This is a genomic window from Aquimarina besae (assembly GCF_042434905.1).
Classification (GTDB): Bacteria; Bacteroidota; Bacteroidia; order Flavobacteriales; family Flavobacteriaceae; genus Aquimarina.
Genome location: NZ_CP170199.1, coordinates 1986977 through 2011795 on the forward strand (window position 1 = coordinate 1986977; position 24819 = coordinate 2011795).

The 24819-nt window shown below is 33.1% G+C and carries 22 protein-coding genes; 9 read left to right on the forward strand and 13 right to left on the reverse strand.

What is annotated here, in order from left to right; translation table 11 throughout:
* Positions 1 to 16: 16 nt before the first annotated feature.
* From ACE94K_RS08650 to ACE94K_RS08680, 7 genes are all read right to left on the reverse strand, one after another.
* Positions 17 to 436 carry a BLUF domain-containing protein gene (locus ACE94K_RS08650; protein ID WP_378182882.1) on the reverse strand — a complete coding sequence of 140 codons (420 nt, stop codon included), beginning with the start codon at positions 434 to 436 and terminating at the stop codon, positions 17 to 19.
* A 123-nt stretch (positions 437 to 559) separates the two neighbouring features.
* Positions 560 to 967, reverse strand: a complete 408-nt coding sequence (locus ACE94K_RS08655) for a BLUF domain-containing protein (RefSeq protein WP_378182885.1) — start codon at positions 965 to 967, stop codon at positions 560 to 562.
* Between the two features lie 220 nt (positions 968 to 1187).
* Positions 1188 to 2051, reverse strand: a complete 864-nt coding sequence (locus tag ACE94K_RS08660) for an RNA polymerase sigma factor RpoD/SigA (protein ID WP_027395748.1) — start codon at positions 2049 to 2051, stop codon at positions 1188 to 1190.
* Between the two features lie 172 nt (positions 2052 to 2223).
* Positions 2224 to 3192 (reverse strand): hypothetical protein, encoded by a 969-nt coding sequence (locus ACE94K_RS08665; protein ID WP_378182889.1) that lies wholly within the window; start codon positions 3190 to 3192, stop codon positions 2224 to 2226.
* A 172-nt stretch (positions 3193 to 3364) separates the two neighbouring features.
* Positions 3365 to 4750: a hypothetical protein gene (locus tag ACE94K_RS08670; protein ID WP_378182892.1), complete on the reverse strand. Its 1386-nt coding sequence runs from the start codon at positions 4748 to 4750 to the stop codon at positions 3365 to 3367.
* A complete protein-coding gene (locus ACE94K_RS08675; RefSeq protein ID WP_378182895.1) occupies positions 4743 to 5297 on the reverse strand; it encodes an RNA polymerase sigma factor in 555 nt (184 codons plus the stop codon). The genes ACE94K_RS08670 and ACE94K_RS08675 overlap by 8 nt, the downstream gene beginning before the upstream one ends.
* Before the next feature lie 229 nt (positions 5298 to 5526).
* Positions 5527 to 6558 (reverse strand): hypothetical protein, encoded by a 1032-nt coding sequence (locus tag ACE94K_RS08680; protein ID WP_378182898.1) that lies wholly within the window; start codon positions 6556 to 6558, stop codon positions 5527 to 5529.
* A 205-nt stretch (positions 6559 to 6763) separates the two neighbouring features.
* Here ACE94K_RS08680 and ACE94K_RS08685 point away from each other — a divergent pair, with 205 nt between their 5' ends.
* From ACE94K_RS08685 to ACE94K_RS08720, 8 genes are all read left to right on the forward strand, one after another.
* Positions 6764 to 7528, forward strand: coding sequence for an LA_2272 family surface repeat-containing protein (locus ACE94K_RS08685; RefSeq protein WP_378182901.1), 765 nt, complete (start codon positions 6764 to 6766; stop codon positions 7526 to 7528).
* Between the two features lie 155 nt (positions 7529 to 7683).
* Positions 7684 to 7917 carry a hypothetical protein gene (locus tag ACE94K_RS08690; protein WP_378182904.1) on the forward strand — a complete coding sequence of 78 codons (234 nt, stop codon included), beginning with the start codon at positions 7684 to 7686 and terminating at the stop codon, positions 7915 to 7917.
* Positions 7918 to 8086: 169 nt separating this feature from the next.
* Positions 8087 to 9184, forward strand: coding sequence for a fatty acid desaturase family protein (locus tag ACE94K_RS08695; RefSeq protein WP_378182907.1), 1098 nt, complete (start codon positions 8087 to 8089; stop codon positions 9182 to 9184).
* The gene (locus tag ACE94K_RS08700; protein ID WP_378182910.1) at positions 9174 to 10229 is read left to right on the forward strand and encodes a fatty acid desaturase family protein; all 1056 of its coding nucleotides are present in this window, start codon (positions 9174 to 9176) and stop codon (positions 10227 to 10229) included. The genes ACE94K_RS08695 and ACE94K_RS08700 overlap by 11 nt, the downstream gene beginning before the upstream one ends.
* A 37-nt stretch (positions 10230 to 10266) precedes the next feature.
* Positions 10267 to 11214 (forward strand): hypothetical protein, encoded by a 948-nt coding sequence (locus tag ACE94K_RS08705; RefSeq protein WP_378182913.1) that lies wholly within the window; start codon positions 10267 to 10269, stop codon positions 11212 to 11214.
* 155 nt (positions 11215 to 11369) lie between these two features.
* Positions 11370 to 11855, forward strand: coding sequence for a hypothetical protein (locus ACE94K_RS08710; protein WP_378182915.1), 486 nt, complete (start codon positions 11370 to 11372; stop codon positions 11853 to 11855).
* A 347-nt stretch (positions 11856 to 12202) separates the two neighbouring features.
* Complete coding sequence (locus ACE94K_RS08715) at positions 12203 to 12775, forward strand: hypothetical protein (protein ID WP_378182918.1); 573 nt, start codon at positions 12203 to 12205, stop codon at positions 12773 to 12775.
* A 121-nt stretch (positions 12776 to 12896) separates the two neighbouring features.
* The gene (locus ACE94K_RS08720; protein WP_378182921.1) at positions 12897 to 13613 is read left to right on the forward strand and encodes a hypothetical protein; all 717 of its coding nucleotides are present in this window, start codon (positions 12897 to 12899) and stop codon (positions 13611 to 13613) included.
* A gap of 59 nt (positions 13614 to 13672) precedes the next feature.
* Here ACE94K_RS08720 and ACE94K_RS08725 read toward each other — a convergent pair whose 3' ends face one another.
* The 3 genes from ACE94K_RS08725 to rpsO form a co-directional block, all read right to left on the reverse strand.
* Positions 13673 to 16177, reverse strand: coding sequence for a chondroitinase-B domain-containing protein (locus tag ACE94K_RS08725; RefSeq protein WP_378182924.1), 2505 nt, complete (start codon positions 16175 to 16177; stop codon positions 13673 to 13675).
* Positions 16178 to 16334: 157 nt separating this feature from the next.
* The gene (locus ACE94K_RS08730) at positions 16335 to 18536 is read right to left on the reverse strand and encodes a polyribonucleotide nucleotidyltransferase (protein WP_378182927.1); all 2202 of its coding nucleotides are present in this window, start codon (positions 18534 to 18536) and stop codon (positions 16335 to 16337) included.
* Between the two features lie 253 nt (positions 18537 to 18789).
* Positions 18790 to 19059, reverse strand: a complete 270-nt coding sequence (gene rpsO, locus ACE94K_RS08735) for a 30S ribosomal protein S15 (protein ID WP_378182930.1) — start codon at positions 19057 to 19059, stop codon at positions 18790 to 18792.
* Between the two features lie 163 nt (positions 19060 to 19222).
* Here rpsO and ACE94K_RS08740 point away from each other — a divergent pair, with 163 nt between their 5' ends.
* Positions 19223 to 20053, forward strand: a complete 831-nt coding sequence (locus tag ACE94K_RS08740) for a hypothetical protein (protein WP_378182933.1) — start codon at positions 19223 to 19225, stop codon at positions 20051 to 20053.
* A 185-nt stretch (positions 20054 to 20238) separates the two neighbouring features.
* On the opposite strand, the gene accD is transcribed toward ACE94K_RS08740, so the two are convergent.
* The 3 genes from accD to ACE94K_RS08755 all read right to left on the reverse strand — a co-directional run bounded on the left by accD (position 20239) and on the right by ACE94K_RS08755 (position 24808).
* A complete protein-coding gene (gene accD / locus ACE94K_RS08745) occupies positions 20239 to 21099 on the reverse strand; it encodes an acetyl-CoA carboxylase, carboxyltransferase subunit beta (RefSeq protein ID WP_378182936.1) in 861 nt (286 codons plus the stop codon).
* 69 nt (positions 21100 to 21168) lie between these two features.
* On the reverse strand, positions 21169 to 22236 hold the full coding sequence (gene fbaA, locus ACE94K_RS08750; protein WP_378182939.1) for a class II fructose-bisphosphate aldolase: 1068 nt from the start codon (positions 22234 to 22236) through the stop codon (positions 21169 to 21171).
* Between the two features lie 85 nt (positions 22237 to 22321).
* Entirely contained in the window at positions 22322 to 24808 is a 2487-nt protein-coding gene (locus ACE94K_RS08755; protein WP_378182942.1) for a BamA/TamA family outer membrane protein, read from the reverse strand.
* Positions 24809 to 24819: the final 11 nt, after the last annotated feature.

Below are 24819 nucleotides of genomic sequence, written 5' to 3' on the forward strand. Positions count from 1 at the left end.
AGTTTTAAAACTACGGTTAAGAAAGCTTCATAAATTTATTTGTTAAATATGATACACTTTTAAAAGTCTCAGGATTGTTTAATCGTTCTTTTTCTAAAAACATCTGCAGCTCTGATGGATTGCATTGCTCGTAAACAACATTAAATTTAGCATCATATTTGGTGAAGGTAGGTTTAGCCATTTCGTGATTAAAAATTTGAATAATAGTATGATGTCTGTAATCTGAAGATATTCTTTTAAATAATTCTTCAATTATTGTCTTTTCACCTTCAAGAATTTGAAAGAAATTACCATCAGAATACATCAAAATACCGGTAACGTTGTTGTTATTATTATAGGTCTTAACATAATCGAATAATTCTTTAATCTCCAAACTTGTTAAAGATCGATTAGCAGTACTTACATAACTTATTGTTTGCCACGTATTGTTTTTCATCTTATTTAAAGATACTTATTTTACAGATGAAAATATTATTTTATATGGGAATTTTTATGTTAAATTTAATTCGAGATTATTAGTTGATTTTTGTTTTTAAAAAAATCTCAAGGCAATAGTGTACTATGAAAGCTTCATAAATTTATTAGCGAGATAGGATATGTTTTTGTAACTATCTGGATTATGTGATTTCTCTTCTTCTAAGAAATCTTGCAGTTCTTTATGATTAGATTTTTCGCCAATAACCTTAAAAGAAGAGTGGTATTTAGAGAATGAACAATTGGCAATTTCGCGATCAAAAATTTTAATCACATTATAATGTCTGGAATCCTCAAGTATTTTTACAAAAAGATCGTGTATCAATTCATTTTCTCCCTCTAGAACCTGGAAAAAATTACCATCAGAATACATCAATATACCTGTTATGTTTCGGCTGTTATTGTTCTCCTTAACATATTCAAACAAGGTGCTCAAGTCAGAATTTGTAAGGGATGGGGCAGCGGTACTTACGTAACTAATAGTTCGCCACATGGTATCTAGTTCTTACTTAAAGATACGATTTTTTACCACAAAAACTGTATGGATAAGCTTATAATTAATTGGTAAACAATTGATTATGGTTTTGTTATAAATAGACGATAGAAATACCACATGAAAAAACCTCCGGTAATCAGCCGGAGGTCATTCATCAATCAAAAAACGAACAGTTATGTTATAAACTGTTTGTAATCGCAATTTAGGAAATTAAAAGTTATCCTAAATATGTTTTTAATATTTTACTACGAGATGTATGTTTTAATCTACGAATTGCCTTTTCTTTAATCTGGCGAACACGTTCTCTTGTAAGATCAAAAGTTTCTCCAATTTCTTCTAAAGTCATCGGATGTTGATCACCTAAACCAAAATATAAACGGATCACATCAGCTTCTCGTGGAGTAAGTGTTTCTAGTGCTCTTTCTATCTCGGTACGAAGGGATTCGTGTAATAAAGATCTGTCAGGATTAGGAGACTCACCAGAGTTTAACACATCATACAAGTTAGAATCTTCTCCTTCTACTAAAGGCGCATCCATACTTACGTGACGACCAGAGTTTTTCATTGACTCTTTTACGTCATTAATTGTCATATCCAGTTCTTTTGCAATTTCTTCTGCACTTGGCGGGCGTTCATGAGATTGCTCTAAGAATGCATACGTTTTATTGATCTTGTTAATAGATCCAATTTTATTAAGTGGTAAACGAACAATACGTGATTGTTCTGCCAAAGCCTGCAAAATGGATTGACGAATCCACCATACAGCATATGAAATGAATTTAAAACCTCTGGTTTCGTCAAAACGTTTAGCAGCTTTTATTAACCCAAGGTTACCTTCGTTAATTAAATCTGGTAATGTAAGTCCTTGGTTTTGATATTGCTTTGCAACAGAAACCACGAATCTTAGATTAGCTTTCGTTAATTTTTCAAGGGCTCTTTCGTCACCAGCTTTTATTCGCTGAGCTAATTCTACCTCTTCATCTGCAGTAATAAGATCTACTTTACCTATTTCTTGCAAATACTTGTCCAGCGATGCAGTCTCACGATTCGTTACCTGCTTCGTAATCTTAAGTTGTCTCATCTATGTTCTCCTTGAAATTTTATTTGTGAATATTTAGGGCTTTGCATTTATTTATTATACGTAAGGGGTTACTAAAATGTTACAAAAAGGTAAAATTATTTTTTGAAATTCTGTTTTTTCATAAAAATTGGAGTCCTTATTTCGTTAGAATTCTCAATCGTTCTATTGCATATTATTCGAATTCCAAAACATTTTTGGCAATAATAAGTGATCTTAATGCATCAATCTTTTTGTACATCTTGTTGAAAAATAGATTTCGTTCTTTTTCACCGGCAGTGCTTAATAACTTTGACCCATTCATTTGAATTTTCAGAAAATGTTCTGCTTGATTGCAGGTGTTCACATCATTAGTTCTGTAATAAGAAAGAATCGTAAAGGGAACATATAAGGATGTTTCGGATGGTGTTTTGACCAAAACGCGATTATTCATAAGTAATAATTCATTATAATAGAATTTGAAATTATCTTTTTGATCGATTATTTTTTTGGAAATTTTTGATATTAATTTCTGTAGATCATCACATATTTCTAAGGCATCTCTTGAAGTCAGTGAATTGGATTCAAAATAAAAGTGTATCTGTTTCAGGGTGCTATTGATCGTTGTAATATCCCATATTTCAGTAGAATTAAGATCATTGTACATATTTCCTAAACGTTTTGCGGATTCTATAAGTGATAATGATGGATTAAATCCAGTAAATCTAACATCATTAAGTTCTGAATCCATAATTTTAAGCCAAACGTACATTTTGAACTTCGAAAGTAAATTATCATCAGATGTATAAAAAATAGGTAAATCTTTAGCCGAATAAATCATTTCTACATCCGGGTTATTGATTAATGGAGATAAAGATTTAAATGAATTTTCATAATATGCGAGTAAACTTTCCATATCCCGAACTGGTGCTGTTTTTTTTACAGCTACAATATGCTCATCCTCGCTAGAGAATAACTGATCTATAGATAAACTAAAGTATTTTGCTAAAGTCACCCCTTCTTCTAAAGATATTTTACTTTTCTTACTGATCCTTCTATGCGCTGCATCATAGCTTATATCTAGGGCGGTTGCAACTTCGTCTATCAATGAGGTTTTAGAACTGATTTGTTTTTTAATGAGTTCTAAGAATTTTTCTTGTATCATTCTTACTTGTTATAATGATTGATGCGGTTTTATAGAGCAAAGTAATATAGAAAAAAAAGTTAAATTTTGCGATTTTCACAAATAATTATTTTAAGCCTTGTGATTTTTATGTTTATCGCAAATAAAGGGTGCTTTTAAGTTGTAGATAAGCTGATTAAAAGGGGAGGTAATTCTAAAATTTATAAGAAAGCCCGATATTTAAAACAGTAAAAAATGGACGATAGCTTTGAGAATTAGTACTTAGACTTCTGAGCTGATATTTTACTATAGGTTCTGCGTGGATATAAACATTTTTCCAAAGTGGGTATCTTATATTCATTCCAAGATTTAAACTCGAACTGGTAGATTGTAAATTATCATTTTTACCCAGATTGATATCATTAACATTACTTTTAAGTGTAATGTTATCTTTTCCTAAAATTAAAAGACTCGCATCCATAATTACAGATGCTTTAACTTTCTTATCTATTAATTTATACCCTAACCCTATCGAAAACTCATCGTAACTAGCCATTTGGGTTAAATTAACGGTTTGAGTACTGTCGACCATTTGTTGAATTTCGTTATCCAAAACGATAGAAGCATCTCTTAGCACATCTGATACTTCCGAACCTGGAATATCTTTTTCTGTTATGCTTGTTTTTAGTTTGTTATATCCAATCCTTAAATCTATTTTTTTACTAATATTAACGGTCATAGTAGCACCGTAACCTAGGGTTACCATTCCTGATTTACTCCGATTGGAGTTTCTGTCGCTAATTAAGGAACCATCGGATCCAAAAGAATATGTTGGTACTGCGTGAACGGATAGCATAAAATTTTCAAATGCTTTTTTAGGTAAAGGAACCTCTGGGGTTAAGGTATCCTTCTCTTTTTGGACTATGTTGTTTTTATCTATTTCCTTAGCAATCTCTACGGGTTTTATCTTTTCTTCATGTTGTTGTTCTTGTTCTTCGATTTTGTTCAAGGTGTCTGAAGGAAGTTTAGTATCGTTTTTTGATATATCAGTAAGATTGAATGCTGTAGGTGAGGTTTTTGAGTTGTCGGTTTTTTTAATGAATTCTTGTACTAACGAATTCTCTGTTTTTTTTGATGTTGTGAAAGATGTAATTACCGATTTGTTTTCGATTTTTCTGATAGGATCAAATGTAAAATTACTAGTGGTCTTTGTTTTATTAGTAGAAATAATAGATGGATCGTGATTGTTATGATCGGTGATAAAAGTAGTTTTACTGTTTGTTTCTTTTTGGTTGGGTTTATCGAGACAAACTTCTGTTAAGGCTTCTTTATGATCTATACAATCTACATCTGTTATTTGAGAGTTATAAAAATTTTCATCTGTACTTTCATTTGTATTGAACTGTTCTTTAAAGGTTATGAAAAGAATTATCAATGCCATAGAGGCAGTACTTAAGAGAATAGCAATATTTCTTTTTCTTTGTGCGTCCTTTTTATCTAATTGTTTTTCCAGATCTTTCCAAATAAGGTTTTCCGGGGATTGCTTTAAATCACCAAGCTCCTCTCTAAAAAAGTTTCCTATGTCTTTTTTATTACCCATTACTTACCGCTATTTTTTTTTGAGAATACACTTTAGATAAAATTGCCATTTTCAGTTGTAGTTTTGCCCTATGTAAATTTGATTTAGAAGTTCCTTCTGATATTTTAAGCATTGCAGCTATTTCTTTATGAGAATAATTATCCAATTGATATAAATTAAAAACCAGCCGATATTGATCAGGTAATTCCTGAACGAATGCTAATAGTTGATCAATAGAAAGGGTAAAATCGTCACTGTCAATTTCAGTATCACAGATAAGATCTTCTTTAATAGGAATGTCTATAAAAAAATTATCGTGATATCTGTCGATCGCTTTGTTAATAGTGATTCTTTTCATCCAACCCTCAAAAGATCCTTTGTCTTTATATTGCTTGATTTTTTTATAGATCGTTAAGAAAGAATCTTGTAGAATATCTTCGGCTTCCTCTCGGTTTTTGCAATACTTTAAACACAATGCAAAAAGTTTATCTTTATAGGTATAAAACAATTCACTTTGCGCTTCTCTATTGTTCTTCTTACATTTTTTTATGAGTTCTCTGGTGTCCAAAGGATTATTTGTGTGTTGTAAGTTCTTATTTTTAAAGCATCTTCCACCTACTAGACTGAAATAAAGTCAAAAGTTGCGTTAAAGTATCATTTTTTTAAAATTAAGTTTGTATGATTTAGTTTTTACTGTTCTTTAGTTAACCATAGCGCAAAACATTCTAATCGTATTCACGCCATGGTAACTGATCAAAATAGAAATTGGCTAACCCCGACCAAATTATATTTGATTATTAATTTTCTTCTTCGCAAATCGATGCATACAGTACTATTCTTATGGTATCCATAACTTCCTCTGATGAAGCAATATTTACAAAAATGATTTGAGGATTGGTTATGTTTTCATAACCCGAAGGTGATAAAGCATTGATTCGATCTTCTGCGTCACTCTCGGTTTCGTAAAATGACAGAATATAATCTTCATTTGTATCTGTATGCCTAAAAGAAGTTATACACGTGATATAATCCTCAAAAATGAAGTTAGCAGTTTGGGTTGAATCAACTTCGCATTCTCTAAATTCTAGATAGTCGCAGTTGTTTTCGATATTACATATTTTCTTAATTTCAAAAATTTGCTCCATACTATTAATAAGAATAGTGTTTTCATCAACAAAGGTGGCTTCCCAATTAAAATTCCAATCTTCAGAAACAGTAGTATCTTCTTCTAGATTTATATTTACATAAAGTTGACTGTCGATATATAAAGTGATCCAGGTGGTTCTAAAAGAATCTCCGCTGTGATAAAAAACGCCAGTACCATCATCATAAAATGATAATAATGAAGTATCATAGGCAGTATTTTGGCTTAGAGAGGTAATCTTCCAAACACAATCTTCTTCTAAGGTATCATTACATAATGCGATAATTTGTTCTTCTATACAGGCTTCTATTGCTTCTTTCAACTCCGAATTGTTGTTGATTCTAATTGTATTTCCATCATCTGTCATGCCAGAAATAGGATAACTCATTCCGATCGAACTACCCTGTTCCATTTGCTCCAGAAGTGCAATGAATTCATCATTGTGATTAACAAACCTACGTTCGGTGATTTTATCATTATTATCATATATGTATATGTTGAATGGATAAATAAAGGTTAAGCATACGGTTTCAGAATTTTCTGTTGTAGCTTCTGATATTGCTTTGAGATTATCATATAATTCAGAGTTTACATCAATTTTTTCTACCAATGATTCGAAAGGTTCATTTTCACAGGATAGAAATAAGAAGCATAATGCCAGTATTACTTTTTGTATATTTTTCATAACTACGATTTTACATTGGTTCACCCAATTAGACCGGATACTTATAAAAGGTTGCGTACAGAATGACACAAATGATTAGTTAATGAATTGAATCACAAGGAATTTGTGATAATCACAAAAAAATAATTTTCTATTCGTGATTATTGCCTTTAACCTTGTTATTATCACAATAGTTTTGACTTGTTGAATTTTTAAAACAAGAAAAATGAAAAACAAAATTGTAATATTAATAGCACTATTCTTAACAATAATAACTTTTGGACAGGAACGTAAAACCGTTTTTCCAATTGGGTTGTTTAATAGTCCTAATAAAGATATTTATGGTTTATCTGTTGGTTTAGCTCAGAAGAAAGTAGAACCAGATTGGGAAACAACGAAATCAAATGGAATTCGAATTGAACCTTTTGGTCGAGGGTTTTCTATATTTTTTACTCCACGAATAGGTTTACCCAAAGAGGAAAGTAAGTTTGAATCTTATTTTAATAGAAAACCTACAGAAATAGTGAATGGGATAAATGTTTCTGGAGGAACTTTATCATTTATCGATATTAATGGGGTTTCCGTTTCGGGAGGGATTCAGGCTTTACGGAAAATGAACGGAATTTCGATTTCTGGATTTGGTAATTATTCGTATAAAATCAATGGAATCCAGTTAGCCGTTAGCGGTAGTTCTACATATCAATTGAGAGGTGTTTTGTTAGCATATCTCGGAAGCTATGTATTAGATGGTAAGGGCGTTCAGATATCAGGGTTTAATGATTTTAAAAGATTTAAAGGGTTACAGATTGGTGTCTGGAATGATGTTGATGCTAAAAGTGAAAAATTTGAAGGAATCCAAATTGGAATTCTAAATAACACAAAAAGCTTAAGAGGCATCCAAATCGGTCTTTGGAACAAGAATGAAAGACGTTCCTTGCCATTTATTAATTGGCAGTTTTCTAAAAAGAAAGTAAAATCAAAAACAACATAATCATAAAAATCACTAGCAACTTAAGCATCGAAGGGGACTATGGATTCGAGGCGTTTTATGTACTTACTGGCGACTTGGTTGGTCTTATTCCGGTAAAAGAGAAATTATATACACGTATTAAATTATTAGATAAGGAAACCTTAAAAATTAGTTTAATGAAATCAGAAACTCAAAAGATTTCAAAACATATAAAAGGATCACTTAGGGATGGAATTTTTAGCATTTCATCTTGCAATAGAGTTGACTCTTTGCTTTCCTTTATTAGACATTGGCGAACACAAAAAATTAATACGCGTTCAGGAAAAGAACAGCTACTGATCTTTTTGTCTAAAACCGGAAGGGTAAAAATGGGCGTTTTTAAAGATATTACTGCGAGAAAGAAAAAATAAGACTTCAGGCTCATACCGTCCCATTGCATAATCTATGTCTTTGGATTGTATAAATCCGCCTAAACAACTAATCCATACTAATCAGTTACTAATACTATCGAGATACTAAGCAAATGTTTGAGAGTATCACGAAGGTATCGATTTGTTAAATTTTAAAAATGAAATTATTATGAAAAAAATAAAATTTTCAAAGGATGAAGGGTCAGAATTCTACAAAGAGTTGAACGAACGAATCCGCAATTATTTTGAAAGTAATAAAATAAGTAGAACTGGAAATGGAAAGATGATTTTTAAAATAATTCTGTATTTCGTTTTAGTGTTTTTATTTTATTTTCTGATGCTTTCTTCAACCAATGTTTGGCTATTTTTTGTTTTTTACATTGGCCTCGGTATATCTGTATTGCTAAATGCATTTAATGTATCCCATGATGCCGCACACGGAGTTGTAGTAAAAAGTAAATTTTGGAATAAACTATTGTTTCAATTAAGCTTTAATCTACAAGGAAATAATGCGTATGTATGGGGCAAAAATCATAATGAATCTCATCACTTATACACTAACATTGAAGGAAGTGATATTGATGTTTTAAATAACCCATTAGTAAGAATGACTACCAGTCAAAAATTACGTTGGTATCATAGGTTTCAGTATCTATACGTTCCTTTTTTATATCTCTTTTATTCGCTTAATTGGTTTTTATTTAGAGAGTTTTTAATGATTTTTAATCGATCTAGCAGAACGATCAAAATAACGATTCCGGTACTAGAAATCGTTAAGCTCCTATTTTTCAAGATTGGATATGTAACATATATGATTGTAATTCCTATTGTGGTGTTACCATTTGGATGGCAATACATTTTGATAGCATTTCTTTTAAACCATTTTCTGATATCTATAATATTCACATCGGTATTAGGAGTGTCGCATTTATCTGATTATGTAATGCATCCTGAAGTAGATTCGACAGGAAAGCTAAATATGAGTTGGCCAAAATTACAAATGTGTACTTCTGTGGATTACAATGTAGATAGTATATTTTTGAATTGGGTATTAGGAGGTTTTAATGCTCACGCATTACATCATTTATTACCTAATATTTGTCACGTGCATTATTTGAAATTGTTACCAATATTTAGAGAAGTAGCAAAAAAATATAATGTGGTTTATATGGAAATGACGTATGGTCAGGCGTTGAAATCACATTTCAGGTTTTTGAAGAAAATGGGAACACAAGAAGAATTTAAACCTCTTACTTATGAAATCTAAACATATACACCATAAGGCTCATACTGAACTATTTCTTTTTATCCAGAAAGAAGTCCAGAATACACTAAATTTTTGTCCTTATCGATTTAGAAGAAAAATTCTTTTCAAAGGTGCTTTTTACTCAGTTTTTACTGTGATGATGTATATAAGTCTTTATATCGTGAATCATCCATTGCTGTTGATTATGGCATATGTGATTTATGGAATGACTTCATTATTATTTGCATTTAATTTTGCTCATGATTTTTCTCACAATACGATTTTTAGGAGTAAGAGGCTAAATCATCATTGTTTTGTTTTATTGTACACTTTGGTTGGTGCGCACGCAGAGTCCTGGAAGGATAGACATATAACCTCACATCATCACGCACCTAATGTAGAGGGTTATGATACAGATTTGGAGATAACAAACTTAATCAGAGTGGTTCCTGATAGTCCAAAGAAATGGTTCCATCGGTTTCAGCATTGGTATGCACCACTTTTATATACCACATATTCTTTGTTCTGGATATTTATCAAGGATTTAAAAATTTTTTTTAGTAAAACTCCCAGAAAAATGAAGTCAGTGAAATATAAGATTTCTTTTTGGTATCAAAAGATTTTTTACCTGACCTATATAGTAGTTTTACCACTAGTATGTATAGAACATAATTGGTATATGATTTTGATCGGTTTCCTTATCATGCATCTTTTCCAATCTATATTTTTATTATTTACTTTTTTTATGACACATCATATAGAAGGGGTAGAGTATCCAAAAACTGATGATCTCGGATTTATAAAAACTTCTTGGTTGATGAACCAAATACAAAGTTCTAACGATTTCTATCCGTTTAGTCGATTTGCGAATTTCGTTTTCGGAGGGTTTAATAACCATATTGCGCATCATTTATTTCCTCATATTCATCACATATATTATCCAAAACTTAATAAAATACTTTATAAAATATTATTAGACTATCACATTATTCCAAATCAAACTACGTATGTAGGCGGAATTATTTCACATCTAGCGCATTTAAGAAAATTGGGAATCGCATCATAAAACTTTAAAAACCATTTTCAAAAAGCACCTTCATTATATGGAGGTGTTTTTTTGTAATGACTTTCTAGTTGTGGTTATCGCAAAGAAAAATTTCAAACCTTGTGTTTTTGACAACTTTAATTTACCAATGGCTTGTATGTTTGGACCACTAAACAATTTTAAAAATTTTATGATCAAAAAATGTATTAAAGTAGGGATACTTTTAGGAGTAATTCATTCCTTGATTAGTTGTTCGGTCAATAGACCGTTTAAAGCCTATACTGCTGCTAGTAATGGCTCGGTAAACTCGTACGTCGCAAAACCATTGTATAACGGAGAGAATACTTCTGAAGTTTATGTATCAGGAACCATAGATATAGCAAGACAGGAACAATTTAGACAAGAGGAAGATGATAGAAAAACTGTAGCATCCTTGGATGTATACAAATCTTTTTCGCGAAAGTGGTTAAATTTATTTTATGGGGGTAGTGCGGCATACGGTACGTTTACCTTTAAAGGGGAGGAGTTAGATACTACTACAGGCCTTCCGATTGTAGATTTAGATGAAAAGTTAGATTTTTATAACGTAGGACTAAAAGCGGGGGCTAATTTTAAGGTATCAACTTCTAAATTTGAGTTTAGACCGATAGGACTAAAAGTTATATATAACTATGAGTTTGGGCCCTATCAGGATAAATTAGAAGAAATTGAAGATGTCACTTTTCAAGATTATAATGTATTTAATAAGAAATCGTTTTTTACAATTATTGCAGAAAGTGAAGTGGTGCATAAGATTAACACCAATAACTCTATAAGTTTAGGTGTGTTCTTAGGTTTAAACACAATAAGAGATACGGATGCGTCAATTATTGGCGGCATGATAAGTTATCGATATAAACGATTAGTAATAAGCTATTTAATACAATCTACACAGGTCGACACACAAGAGAATCAAAGTATAGGAATAAGATCTCATAAAATCGGAATCACCTATCAACTTTTTTAGACAAATAAAGAGCGTATTCAAAACTTATAAGTTAAGAAGCTCTTTATTTTCTGAGTACAATTATCACAAAGACAAAATTCTGCACTTATATTTTTGACGACTTTAGTTACAGGATGACAAGTATGTTAGATTCACTAAACAATGACACTTTTATAATGAGAAGAATTATTAAACTTATTGTATTACTACTATGCGTTTTTAGATTTGGATATGGCCAAGATTTAGGGACTACTAAAAAACCGTTTGCTTTTTCCCTTGGAGTCAGCACAGTTCTAAATGAAACAAAAGAAGACTCAGACGGATTTGTTGGATTCTGGATGGAGCGAAAGAATGGATGGGGTTATGGAGTAGATGTGACTCAATCCTCATACAGGCCATCTAGTCTAAAAGGGGATCTTATCATCAGTGAAATTGAAAATTTTCAAGGTACGGTTTTGCCAAATGATACAAGAATACAATCTCGTTCAGCAGTGAGAGACAACCGACTGTATTCATTGTCTCCAAATATCTTTAAATCATTCTCACTAAATGATAAAAAATCTCTCAAACTTTATATTTCCGCAGGTCCTCAATTATTTATAACGAAGATTATAAGTACGCACCGGTTTATTCATCAGGGTCTTCAATTTTTGGTTTTTTGATTACGGGCCCATCAGTGGATTATATGAGGGTTAAAGAAGACAAAAGATTCATTTTCGGAGGATTTTCAAAAATGTCTTTGCGATATACTTTCAATAAGGTAGTAGGGTTATAACTTTCTGGCTATGGTAACGTAAATGGAGTTAAGAGTGTATTGGGAGATCAATTTGGAGTAGTACTAGGAAGACTTTTTTAAAACACTATATCAAACTGCGATAACTTTTAGTACTGCACAAACACTTAACTGCGAATACCTCGAAAACAAAATTTCATACTGGTGTTTTTAGCAATTACAATAGGTGATTAGCCAGTATGTTTGGAATACTAAACAGTTTTAAAAACAATTTTTATGAAAAAATTAATAGCACTTAGTATGGTTCTTTTATTAACTATGAATTATATAAACGGACAAGAAAGCCCAAAAGAGAAAAACAAATTAAAGATCAAATCAATAACTGCGGGTTTTGGAATTTACAGTTCAGATCTTAGAACCATTGATGATCCTTTTAGCCTTAATCAAGCCGGACCAACGGTATCAGCAGGACTATCGGTAGCTTATAAAAAGCATCTTTTTTCATTTGATATAGATCTTGGAATGGATGTAGAGATAAGTGTTTTTGGTGGAGATGATGGCGAAAATGCCTATTTTAATAGTTATGATATACTCTATGGTAGAGAGTTTTCTATTTTAAAATGGTTTAGGATTGAAGCTCATACTGGTTTGGGAATATACCTATATAAAGATTGGGTAGTTTCTGAGTCGGATTATGACACAAAAGCGGTTATTGGAATCCCTGTCGATCTGAGATTAATGATTGATTCTTCCAGAGGTTTTTCATTTGGTATTAATCCGGAGATAAACTTCAACAAGATTAATACGACCTATATGGGGAATATTGTATTTCAATATAGATTTAATTGATGTCAATCGTCACTGTGCTTTGCGATTATCGCAAGAGTAAACTTTCATACTCGCGATTTTGACAACTATAAGTAAAGCATTGACATTATGTTTGAATCACTAAACAATAAATTTTAATATGATGAAAAAGTTGATCAGTGTAATAATTTTATTTCTATGTGTGTCAAAATACAGCCATAGTCAAGATTTGGAAACCAATAAAAAATCAAGAAGTGAAAAAAAACCGATAGCCTTTACTAACGGATTAAGCAGTATAGCTAGTGATGAAAGTAATGAGTTGGATATTTATGCCGGTATTATGTTTGAGCGCAAGAATGGATGGGGCTATGGATTTGATTTTACGAGGTCTGCCTATACTGCCGAAAGTGCAAAAGGAATTCCTTCTATTGATGAGATAGAAAATTTTGAAGGGACCGAATTACCAGAACGAATTGAAAAAAGATTTCCTTACAGTAGTAAAAGAGATAATAGTTTGTATGCTTTATCGCCTAATGTGTTTAAGTCTTTTGCTCTTAACAAGAAAAGATCACTTAAATTCTTTGCTATGCTTGGTCCTTCGATAATTTATAGTGAAGATTACGAGTATGCTGCTGAATATTCACCAGCTTCATCTTGCGGTTTTGGTGGTTTCTGCTTTCCTAATTCATCTGGCCCATCATTGGATTATAAGAGAATAAAGGAAAGTAAGAAAATAATTTTTGGAGGATTTTCTAAAATATCACTGAGATATACATTCAATAGTGTGGTTGGTCTCGAATTTTCCACCTATGGTAATGTGAATGGAGTTAAAAGCGTATATGGATTTCAGTTCGGTGTTGTGTTAGGAAGACTTTTTTAGAAATATTACAAACCGTCTTAGATATTTCTAGTTAAAGACGGTTTGCTATTTTTTGTTATTTATTGAATAATAAAGCGACCATAAGCTCCTTGTATTTTGGCAATGTAGGTTCCAGTACTTAACTTATCTGTTTCTATTTGACCTAGGTTACTGTTGATTTGTTTTTTTAGGATAACTCTTCCTCTTAAATCATATACTTCTACAGATCCGAGGATATTATTTCCCTTGATTGTAACATGTTGGTTTTTTGCAGGAACAGGATATAATAAAATTCCTTTAGAAGAAAGAGGATTGTCGTCTACTCCCAGCGAAGAATCACAAGCTGGATTCCCATAAATATTTACTTCTACAATACTTGCAAAACCGGATCCGGCACTATTTCCGTTAGAGGTGAATTTTAGATATCTACCTGTTACATTATTAAGATCAAAAAATTGTTCTGTATTTTCTGCGCCTGTTTCGATTGCACTGTCTTGATTGGTTAATACATTAGTAAATGGACCTGTTTCATCATCAGAAACAGCAATATCAAAGTTGATAGTTCTTTCGTCAGCTTTTAGTATGTGGATTCCTATTTGACTTAGAATTCTGATACAGGATAGATCAAAGGTTATAGAAACTTCTGGTTCTGTATTAGCATCTCCTGTCCAATATTCTGCAGCATTTATGGAGTCATCCCAGGCAAACTCTGGACCTACATTTGGTTTTCCTTGTTCAGTTCCTATAGCAGTTGCTCCGGCAATTGTAATTTCTTCTACGAATATACTTGACTGTGTTATGGTTAACATGGTAGTTAAATTACTTCCTCCTGCAACCTCATTAATCGTCACAGTTGCTGTTCTTGATGCAGATGTATTGTTTTCTGTAAAATTAGCCGTAACCATTGTAGAGTTGCTTCCTGAGGTGATATTAAGTGTTAGCCAATCTGCGTTATTTGTAATGGTCCAATCAACATTGGTGTCAATATTAAATAAAGTACTCCCTGCACTTCTGGCTACATTTATGGATGTAGGATTGGTTGTTAATCTAGGGCTGGCAATACCTGTGCCACCAAAACCAATAGAAACACCTACATCTGCGGTGGTGTATGGCATGCGAGAACCACCAGAGTTAAATTCTTCAGCTCCAGCATCAGGAGTGCCAGAACGATTTCCTTCTAAAATATCTTGGGTTAAAAATGAATAGGTGCCAACTGCAGCATTAATAGCGGCACTTCCTGATCCTAAGCGGTAAAAATCTGTAGAGCTATCTAATAAGCCAGAAGAAACAGTTTGATTGTTATTTGCTCCGTTCGTAAGATCCCAAGTTCCGTTTTGTGTAATATTCCCTTCATATATAGAACTGCCTATAGGTGTCGTTTGTTCATCAACAGCATTTTCACTTGTATTGATCATTATATTATTAGCGATAATAAGATTTTCTGGAGCTAGTGTTAAGTCGCTTCCAACATTAGTTCCTATTCTAAAACCATAATCACAATTAACAAATGTGTTATTGACAATAGTAGCATTTTTTACTTGATAATATCCGTTGAGTGCAGAATTAGGTCGTCCATTGGAGACATTAATAGCACCAGCTGTCTTGGTGGTGCCTCCAGTTGGTTTTTCAGAATTTACGGCTTCAATATAATTATTATACACTTTATGTCCTTCTCCAATTACTCGTATTCCACCCGAGAAAAGGTTGTTTTGAGCAAAAAAGAAGTTATTATACACTTCACAATCATTTCCATGTCTTAGGGTCAGTGTACCTTGGTAATCTCTGAAAGTATTATTGTAATATTTGTTTTCACCACTTTTGTTAGATATGATCTCCACCTCTCCAGACCAGTTATAGAATAGATTATTGTATACTTCGGTATTGGATGGGTGTAATGATGTACCACTATTTCCTATTCTAATAGCGTCTTGATCATTTTCATCATTTACTACACCCACCGGCGTACGATCTGCAAAATAATTGTGATGTATTTTTGTAAAGTCCGGTTCGGCAAACTCAGTAGAAGTAGCATTTCTATTATCATTTATGATGCTTCCAATGCCATTTTTACCTATAAATGAACAGAAACTTATTTCGTTGTATTGCCCATAAACAATAATCCATTTAAATGTTAGCAATTCTTGTGTGACTGTACCGTTGTAGCTATCTATTTTAATATTCGTAATAGTACAATGATCACACTCGTTATTGCTGGAATCTCTTAGTTCAATTACCGGTTCTATGGTACTACCATTAACCACCAAATTTGAAGGATTTTGAAAAACTACCCCTTCAAAAATAATATAAGAACCGCCCATGCTGACTCTGGAGTTTCCTTCAAAAAAAACAGATCCCGGTGTTTCTGCTTTGATAGTAACAGGATTTGTCTGAGTTCCGTTTTTATTTATATTAATAATTATATCAGTCCAGGTTCCATTTGCTAGAGTAATAGTACTTCCTGCTGACGCATTTGTAATAGCTGTTTGCAATTCTGATGCGTTATTTACAATCTGAGAGTAGGCTTGATTGTGAAAAATTATCATTACAAGCATAAAGGTGAGTACCTTAAGATGTGGATTTTTCATAGTCTAGGGCTTTTATTTTTTAATTCATAAATTGGTTGACCAAATTGGTTAACCAAAACAAATATACTACTCATTTTTGAAAAATCAATCTTTTTTTGGAAAACAAAAACGCCTTCAATTTTTTTTGAAGGCGTTTTACTATAAATTATAAGAATTTTTAGTCTTCTTTTTTGTCATTTCTAGGTTTTCGATCTCCTCTAGGTTTGTCACCTCTAGGCTTATCACCTTCTTTTCTAGGAGGTCTCGGTAACAAAGCTTTTCTAGATACTTTTTCCTTACGAGTTCTTGGATCAACTCCGAAGTACTTTACATCCATGATGTCACCCATTTTTACAACATCACTAACATTTTCAGTACGTTCCCAAGCTAATTCAGATACGTGAAGTAGCACTTCATTTCCTGGTGCTTCTGTGTACTCTACTACAGCACCAAAATCTAGCATTTTTACTACCTTCACTTCATAAACACTTCCTACCGTTGGTTTGAAAGTTATAGAATCTATTTTTGCTAATACTGCATCAATTCCTTCTTGACCCGTTCCTAAAATTTCTACAATACCTTCTTCAGTAACAGGATCTTCATTGATAACGATAGTAGTACCAGTTGCTTTTTGTAATTCCTGAATCACTTTACCTCCAGGACCAATTAGTGCTCCAATATATTCTCCAGGAATTGTTCTGGTAACCATTTTTGGAGCGTGCGCTTTTACATCTGCATTAGGAGTAGCAATCGTATCTGTTAGTTTTTCTAAAATATGTAAACGTCCATCGCGAGCTTGTTTTAAGGCGTTTACCAAAATCTCGTAACTTAGCCCTTTTACTTTAATATCCATCTGACAAGCAGTAATACCATCGGCGGTTCCGGTTACTTTAAAATCCATATCTCCTAAATGATCTTCATCACCTAAGATATCTGAAAGTACGGCATATTTTCCAGAATCAGCATCAGAGATTAACCCCATCGCGATACCAGAAACTGGTTTTTTCAATTGAACACCGGCATCCATAAGTGCCATAGTTCCAGAACAAACTGTTGCCATAGAAGAAGAACCATTAGACTCTAATACTTCAGAAACCACACGTACTGTATAAGGACAATCTTCTGGGATCATTCCTTTCAGTGCACGCTGGGCCAAATTACCATGTCCTACTTCTCTTCTTGATGTTCCACGAATTGGTCTAGCCTCTCCAGTAGAGAAAGGAGGGAAGTTGTAATGAAGATAGAATGTTTCTTCTCCTTCATATGATGGCATATCTATTTGGTTAGCTTCTCTTGATGTTCCTAAAGTAACCGTAGCTAATGCCTGAGTCTCTCCTCTTGTAAATATAGAAGAACCGTGAGTAGATGGTAAATAATCTACCTCACACCATATAGGTCTGATTTCTGTAGTCTTTCTACCATCAAGACGTAATCCTTCATTTAATGTTAGATCACGAACAGCAGCTTTCTCTGCTTTTGCATAGTATTTTGATATTAGATCTCCAAAATCTTCTAATTCTTCTTCAGTAAAAGTAGCTTTTATTTCTTCTTTGATTTCTGCAAAAGCAGCACCTCTTTCGTGTTTTGAAGATCCTTGTTTTGCTACAGCATATACTTTATCATATGCCATCTCATGAATTTTCTTAGCTAGCTCTTCATCTTGTCTTTCTGGCTCATACTCACGTACTTCTTTCTTTCCGAATGCTTCTGCTAATCTAACCTGAGCTGCACACTGCACTTTAATAGCTTCGTGCGCAAATTTGATAGCTTCTGTCATTTCCTCTTCAGAAATTTCATCCATTTCTCCTTCAACCATCATTACAGAGTCTGCAGAAGCACCAATCATCATATCGATGTCAGATTCTAGTAACTGCGCTCTTGTTGGGTTGATAATAAATTCACCATTAATACGTCCTACTCTGGCTTCAGAAATAGGGCACTCAAAAGGAAAATCTGATAATTGTATCGCCGCAGAAGCTGCTAATCCTGCCATTGCATCAGGCATAACGTCATCATCGTGAGACATTAATTGGATCATTACCTGTGTTTCAGAATGATAATCTTTTGGGAAAAGTGGACGCAATACACGGTCTACTAATCTCATTGTTAAAACTTCTCCGTCACTTGGTCTTGCTTCTCTTTTGAAGAAACCACCTGGATAACGACCTGCCGCAGCAAATTTTTCTCTGTAATCTACTGTTAGAGGAAGAAAATCTACATCTGCAGACTTGTAGTTAGAAACTACAGTACATAACATCATACATTTTCCTGATTGAACAACTACAGACCCGTGTGCCTGTTTTGCTAATTTTCCGGTTTCAATAGATATTTCTCTACCGTCACCAAGGTCTATAACCTCTCTATAAACTTTTGGAATCATATTTTTTTGATTCTAACCTATGTAAATAATCCGAATATCATATAGAGTTCGAATTACCATAAGTTTAATTAAACATTGGTTTCCGTCTTACTCGGACGGACAAGGTTGTGTTGTTGTTGTAGTTGTGCGCGACCAATGAAAAACTAAGGCGTTCATTTTAATTATTAAATAATCAAAATGTTTTTATTTTAAATTCTATAAATAAGGAAATGAGTATAATTAAAAAGAGAGGCATACAGCCTCTCTTTTTTGATTATTTTCTTAATCCTAATTCTTTTACTATTGCACGATATCTCATAATATCTTTCTTAATAAGATAATCTAAAAGATCTCTACGCTTACCTACCAACTTTACTAACGAACGCTCAGTATTATAATCTTTACGATTCTTTTTTAAGTGTTCAGTTAAGTGTGTAATTCTGTGTGTAAACAGTGCAATTTGTCCTTCTGCAGAACCGGTGTCGTTTTTACCTTTTCCGTGTTTTGAGAAGATCTCTTCTTTAACTTCTTTCGTTAAATACATTCCAATATTATTTAAATGATTTTTATGTATAGATAACATTCTGCTATCAGCGTGCAAATATAATACTTTTTAATTTAGAAATACTTTTTGTAAAAAAAACATTTTCTATTAAACCTTTTGTAAACAATTAAGTCCTAGAAGGGTAACATTAAAAATTAATACAATGAAGAACAACATTTTAAAATTTGGTTTAATTGCATTCTTTTCTATTATTTTAGTAGGGTGTAATAGTGAAGAAGTATCAGATCAGTTACCACTAGATGGTATAGATAGTCAGGAAGCAGCACTTACGGCAACAATTGATGACGGGGCAGAGGTATTAAGTGATCTTACATTACAAGGTTTTGAAGATGAAGAAGGTTTGGCTAAAAATAGTAATAATCGATTTTTACCAGATTGTGCTACGGTTACTATAGAATTAACAAGTACCTCTAAGAATGTAACTATCGATTTTGGAACAGAAGGTTGTGAAGTAAGAAGTGGACACATTGTAAAAGGAAAGATTTTTATGTCATACGAATTAAATGTAGAAGCCATGTCTTTAGTGATTAATTATAGTTTAGAGGATTTCTTTATTGATGATGTTCAGTTTGCAGGTTCCAGAACCATTACAAGACTTAAGTCAAATGATAATGGCAATCCAGAATATTCGATGAATCTCGATTTTACAATAACATTCACTGATGGCACACAAGCTTCTAGAACTGGTTCTAAAACGCGGGAATGGATTGAAGGCGCTTTTAATGGTAATTGGGGAGATAATGTTTTCTTAATTACTGGTGAGTGGCAAACTAATTTTGCAAATGGAAACACTCATAGTACTACGATTACAACACCTATACGCCGTGAAGCTAGCTGTAGATTTTTGGTGAGTGGAATAGTAGAGTTAGTGAGAACAAATTTTAGTGGGTCATTAGACTATGGTGATGGGTCTTGCGATAATAAAGCTGTATTTACAAACTCTGATGGTGAGGAAAGAGAGATTATATTATAAGATTAAAAATGTATAATAGAAAGCACCTTTTTAAGAGGTGCTTTTTTTGTGCTCTTTGATTTCTATCTGACCAACTTATTTTCAGATTTAAATATACAGTGCGTTACATAATTTGATATGTTTTTTATAAAACAAAACCCGGTAAAAACCGGGTTAAATAAATATCGTTTTAAAACTGTTTGAATTTAATTAGACGATAAAGGTCTATTCAGAATTAGGTCTAAATACAAGTTTATCTTTTGTTTTAGATCTTGCCTTGGAGTGATGAAGTCAAGGAACCCATGTTCTTTTAGAAATTCTGCTGTTTGGAAACCTTCAGGAAGTTCTTTTCCGGTGGTATCTCTTACCACACGTGGTCCGGCAAAACCTATCAATGCACCCGGTTCTGCTATGTTAATATCTCCTAACATGGCGAATGATGCTGTAGTGCCTCCGGTAGTCGGATCTGTACATAAGGAGATATAAGGAATACCGGCATCAGCTAACTGTGCAAGTTTTGCAGAGGTTTTTGCTAATTGCATTAATGATAAGGCAGCTTCCATCATTCGAGCTCCTCCTGATTTTGAAATAATCATAAAAGGAATCTTGTTCTTGAGCGCATAATCGGCCGCTCGTGCAATTTTTTCTCCAACAACACTTCCCATAGAACCTCCGATAAATGCAAAATCCATACAAGCAATTACAAGATCCTTGCCGTTTGATTTACCCACAGCGGTTCTTACAGCGTCCTTTAGATTTGTTTTTTCTTGAGCATCCTTAAGACGATCTGTATATTTCTTTTTGTCTTCGAATTTAAGAGGATCCTTAGAAGATAAGTTTTTATCTAATTCTTTAAACTTATTGTCATCAAAAAGAATTTCAAAATATTCTTTACTACCTATTCTTACGTGGTATCCATCTTCCGGACTCACATAAAAATTTTTCTCCAATTGTTCCGCATCAACTATTTTACCAGTTGGGGACTTATACCAAAGTCCCTTAGGAACATCTTTTTTGTCCTCAGTAGCTGTTTGTATACCTTTTTGAGTTCTCTTAAACCAAGCCATAAATTGTTTGTATTAAAAAAGCTGAAACTCTTTGTTTATGATTGAGTTTCAGCTTGGTTTTCTATCTTATTATAATGTATTTACATTATTTAAATCTTCAAAAGCTTTTTTAAGACGGTTTTTAAAGGTGATTTCTCCTTCTCTTAACCATTTTCTAGGATCATAATGCTTCTTATTCGGTTCATCGGCACCATCTGGATTCCCTATTTGTGTTTTTAGGTAGTTGATTTTACCGGTCATGTAATCTCTAATACCTTCACAGAATGCAAATTGAAGATCTGTATCAATATTCATTTTAATGACTCCATATCCTATAGATTCTCTAATTTCTTCTAAGGTAGAACCGCTTCCTCCGTGAAACACGAAGTCGATGTGGTTATGTCCTACACCATATTTTTCAGAAATAAATTCTTGAGAATTTTTAAGGATTTTTGGAGTTAATTTAACATTACCAGGTTTGTAAACACCATGTACGTTACCAAAAGCAGCTGCAACAGTAAATTTGTCACTTACTTTACTTAATTCCTCATAGGCGTATGCAACTTCTTCAGGTTGCGTATACAATTTAGAATCATCTACATCGCTATTGTCTACTCCATCTTCTTCTCCTCCTGTAATACCAAGTTCAATTTCTAAAGTCATTCCCATTTTGCTCATACGAGCAAGATATTCTTTACAAATCTCGATATTCTCTTCTAATGGTTCTTCTGATAAATCAATCATATGAGAACTATAAAGAGGTTTTCCTGTTTCTTTATAAAAAGCTTCTCCTGCATCTAATAATCCGTCTATCCAAGGAAGTAATTTTTTTGCACAGTGGTCAGTATGCAAAATTACTGGTACTCCATAAGCTTCGGCCATTAAATGTACGTGCCTGGCACCTGCTGTAGCTCCCGCAATAGCCGCTTTTTGGTCTTCATTAGAAAGCCCTTTTCCTGCATTAAACTGCGCTCCTCCGTTAGAGAATTGAATAATTACAGGTGAGTTTAGTTCTGCAGCAGTTTCTAATACAGCATTAATTGAATTGGATCCAATTACATTTACTGCGGGTAAAGCAAAAGCTTTTTCCTTAGCGTACTTAAAGATAGCCTGTACTTCGTCTCCTGTAGCAACTCCTGGTTTGATGTTGTGACTCATAATTTACTTTTAGTTAATAAGCCTACAAAAATAATAAAATAATACGTAACGAATTTTATATTTGAAGACGAAAATGAGATTGTTTTTAGAAAGGATAATTAATACCCACATTGTAAACGGCCTCTGAAAAATTATAACCTTTAAACCATCGTTGATCTTCAATGTTTGCTGGATTAAACGTTTTAAATCCCAGATCAAGTCTCACTACAAAAAAGTCAAAATCGTAACGTAAGCCTAAACCACTCCCTACTGCAATTTCCTGAAGATCATTCCATCCTGAAAAAACGGCATCTTCTTCCTCGACGTTGTCTAACACGTTCCATATATTACCCGCGTCCACAAAGAACGCACCGTTTAAAGCGCCCAAAATGTTGTATCTATATTCTGCATTGATCGCTATTTTCATATTAGCTTCATTGAATTCGTCTCTTCCACCACTGCTCCCTGGTCCAAGATCATAAGGTAACCACGCACGATTGTCGTTAGGCCCTCCGCCAAAAAAACTTCGGGCAAACGGAATACTGTTTGCATTTCCGTAGGGTAGAGCGATACCACCAAACGCTCTAAAAGCTAATACATTTTTTCTGCCCAATTCCCAATGTTTGATATAATCTAATTCTGTTTTGGCGTATTGAGAGAACTCTACTCCGAAAACTTCATAACGTTCATTGGAGTTTTTGTTTAATCCTATATTGTTGGAAAATGTGTTTAATACGTTTCCGGCAAACTCTATTTTTGCTCTAAACCTAGAAAAATTTTCGTCGTACAAATTTTCACGATTATTTTTTAGATAGGTGTAACTGGATGCAAAAATCAAGTTGTCTTCTGTCAGTCGATCTTTTCTTTCGTTGATATTTCTGATTTCTTGTAGTTGATCCGGTGTTAAATCTGTATTCGGTGTATCTCCTAGGGATTGTGCTATAAAACTATTAGCTCCTGTTGGGATAGTTAATACACTTCGATCTGCGTTTTCGGGATCAAAGAAGGGTGAATCTGTATCCAGAACTTCAATTGCGATATTATTTAACCTATTAAATGAGTTAGAGTATACATTAAAATAATTGCCCGTATTTAAATTCCGAACATATTGAACGTTTACCAGATCAATCTGATGGGTAAGTTTTGTGCTTGGTTTCCATTGATAATTAAATATTCCGGATGCATTTTGTTTGTCAAGACCAATGTTTTGTTGGGTATTAATTCCAAAAATGAGGTTGGTTGTTGGAGACATATATTTCGGAATAATTTTCCTTGTTTGAAGAGGAAATATGATTTTAGGAAATGAAAGTTTAAGATCAACTCCAATTTCTGAAATATCAAAAAACTGACCATCCGGGTCTACGGGATCTTTTGATGAACCAACACTTCCTCTGGCTGAGATTTCGAAAATTTCTGCACCTCCAAAAACATTTCTAATCAAAAAGGATCCGCTAAAACCAATACCAAATACTTGAATATTTGAAGTGGATACGTCAAATTCTACATTGGTGCTGTATTTTTTTCGGGGTGTCAACAACACGTTGGCGATAAGGTCAGTTCCTTCTGGATTGTCAGGATCTATACTATATCGTATGTTGGGGTATTTAAATGTTTTTAGATTGCTAATTTGATTATAAGTAAGGGTTCTGTCTCTGTCTCTGAATATTTCTCCAGGCGTTATCAGAATTGAGTTGGCTATGGCTTTACGCTTATATCTTAGTTTGTCGTAGCTGTAAATTTTATATCCATTATAAAATGCGCTATCCTTAGGTTTTTCGTTTCTGTTCTTATAAGAATAATCGGTAAAGACATTTACTTTACTGATTTTATGAACCCTAAATGGGATTTTGGTGATGTGTTCACCTTCGGTAATCTGTCGGTTTTTAATAAGTAGATTGAGTCGAATTTTTTGATTGGTATTGATGGTGTCGGCATCAAATTTTATAAATTCTTTTTCAAAATGATAGAGTCCGGAGTTTCTGTACAAACGCGTTAATCTTTCCATTTCAGTCTCAATATCAAGTGTTCTGTATTGTTTTCCAGAAATTATAGAGGATTCGCTTTCATGCAGTTTATATATTGAGTCCGCAGCTTTGGATTCAATTTTGGTATAAAGAGAGTCAATAAAATATGGTTTGTGAGGTTTGACAAAATATGAAACCGATGCTCTCTGATTTTCGCCATAATTAATTTTATAATCGGTTTCTATGTTAAACCATCCATTGTTCCAGTAATAAGATTCTAATCTTTTTACAGAACGCTTTGCCTTGGATTCATCAACAATAACAGGAGCTTCACCTGTTTTTTTTAACCAATTATTGATTCCTGCGTAGCCAGCCCCCAATCGATATACCTGTTTCTTTGATAAAAGATTGGTTAACTTTTTTTCTCGGTTAGGTTTTTTATACAACCAGTTTTGATAAGAGGAGTCTGGATTTATTTTAGCAAGATTGTAAATATGCAATCTAAATGGAGTCCAGGCAAGCTTGGAATTAGGTTTTTGATATAATTGGTTGTATAGTTTAGTGTCGTTGGTTTTAGTGCTATCAACAAAAATTTCATTTTTAGTTAGCAGGTATTCTTCTTCCGGCACTCTTTTAATTG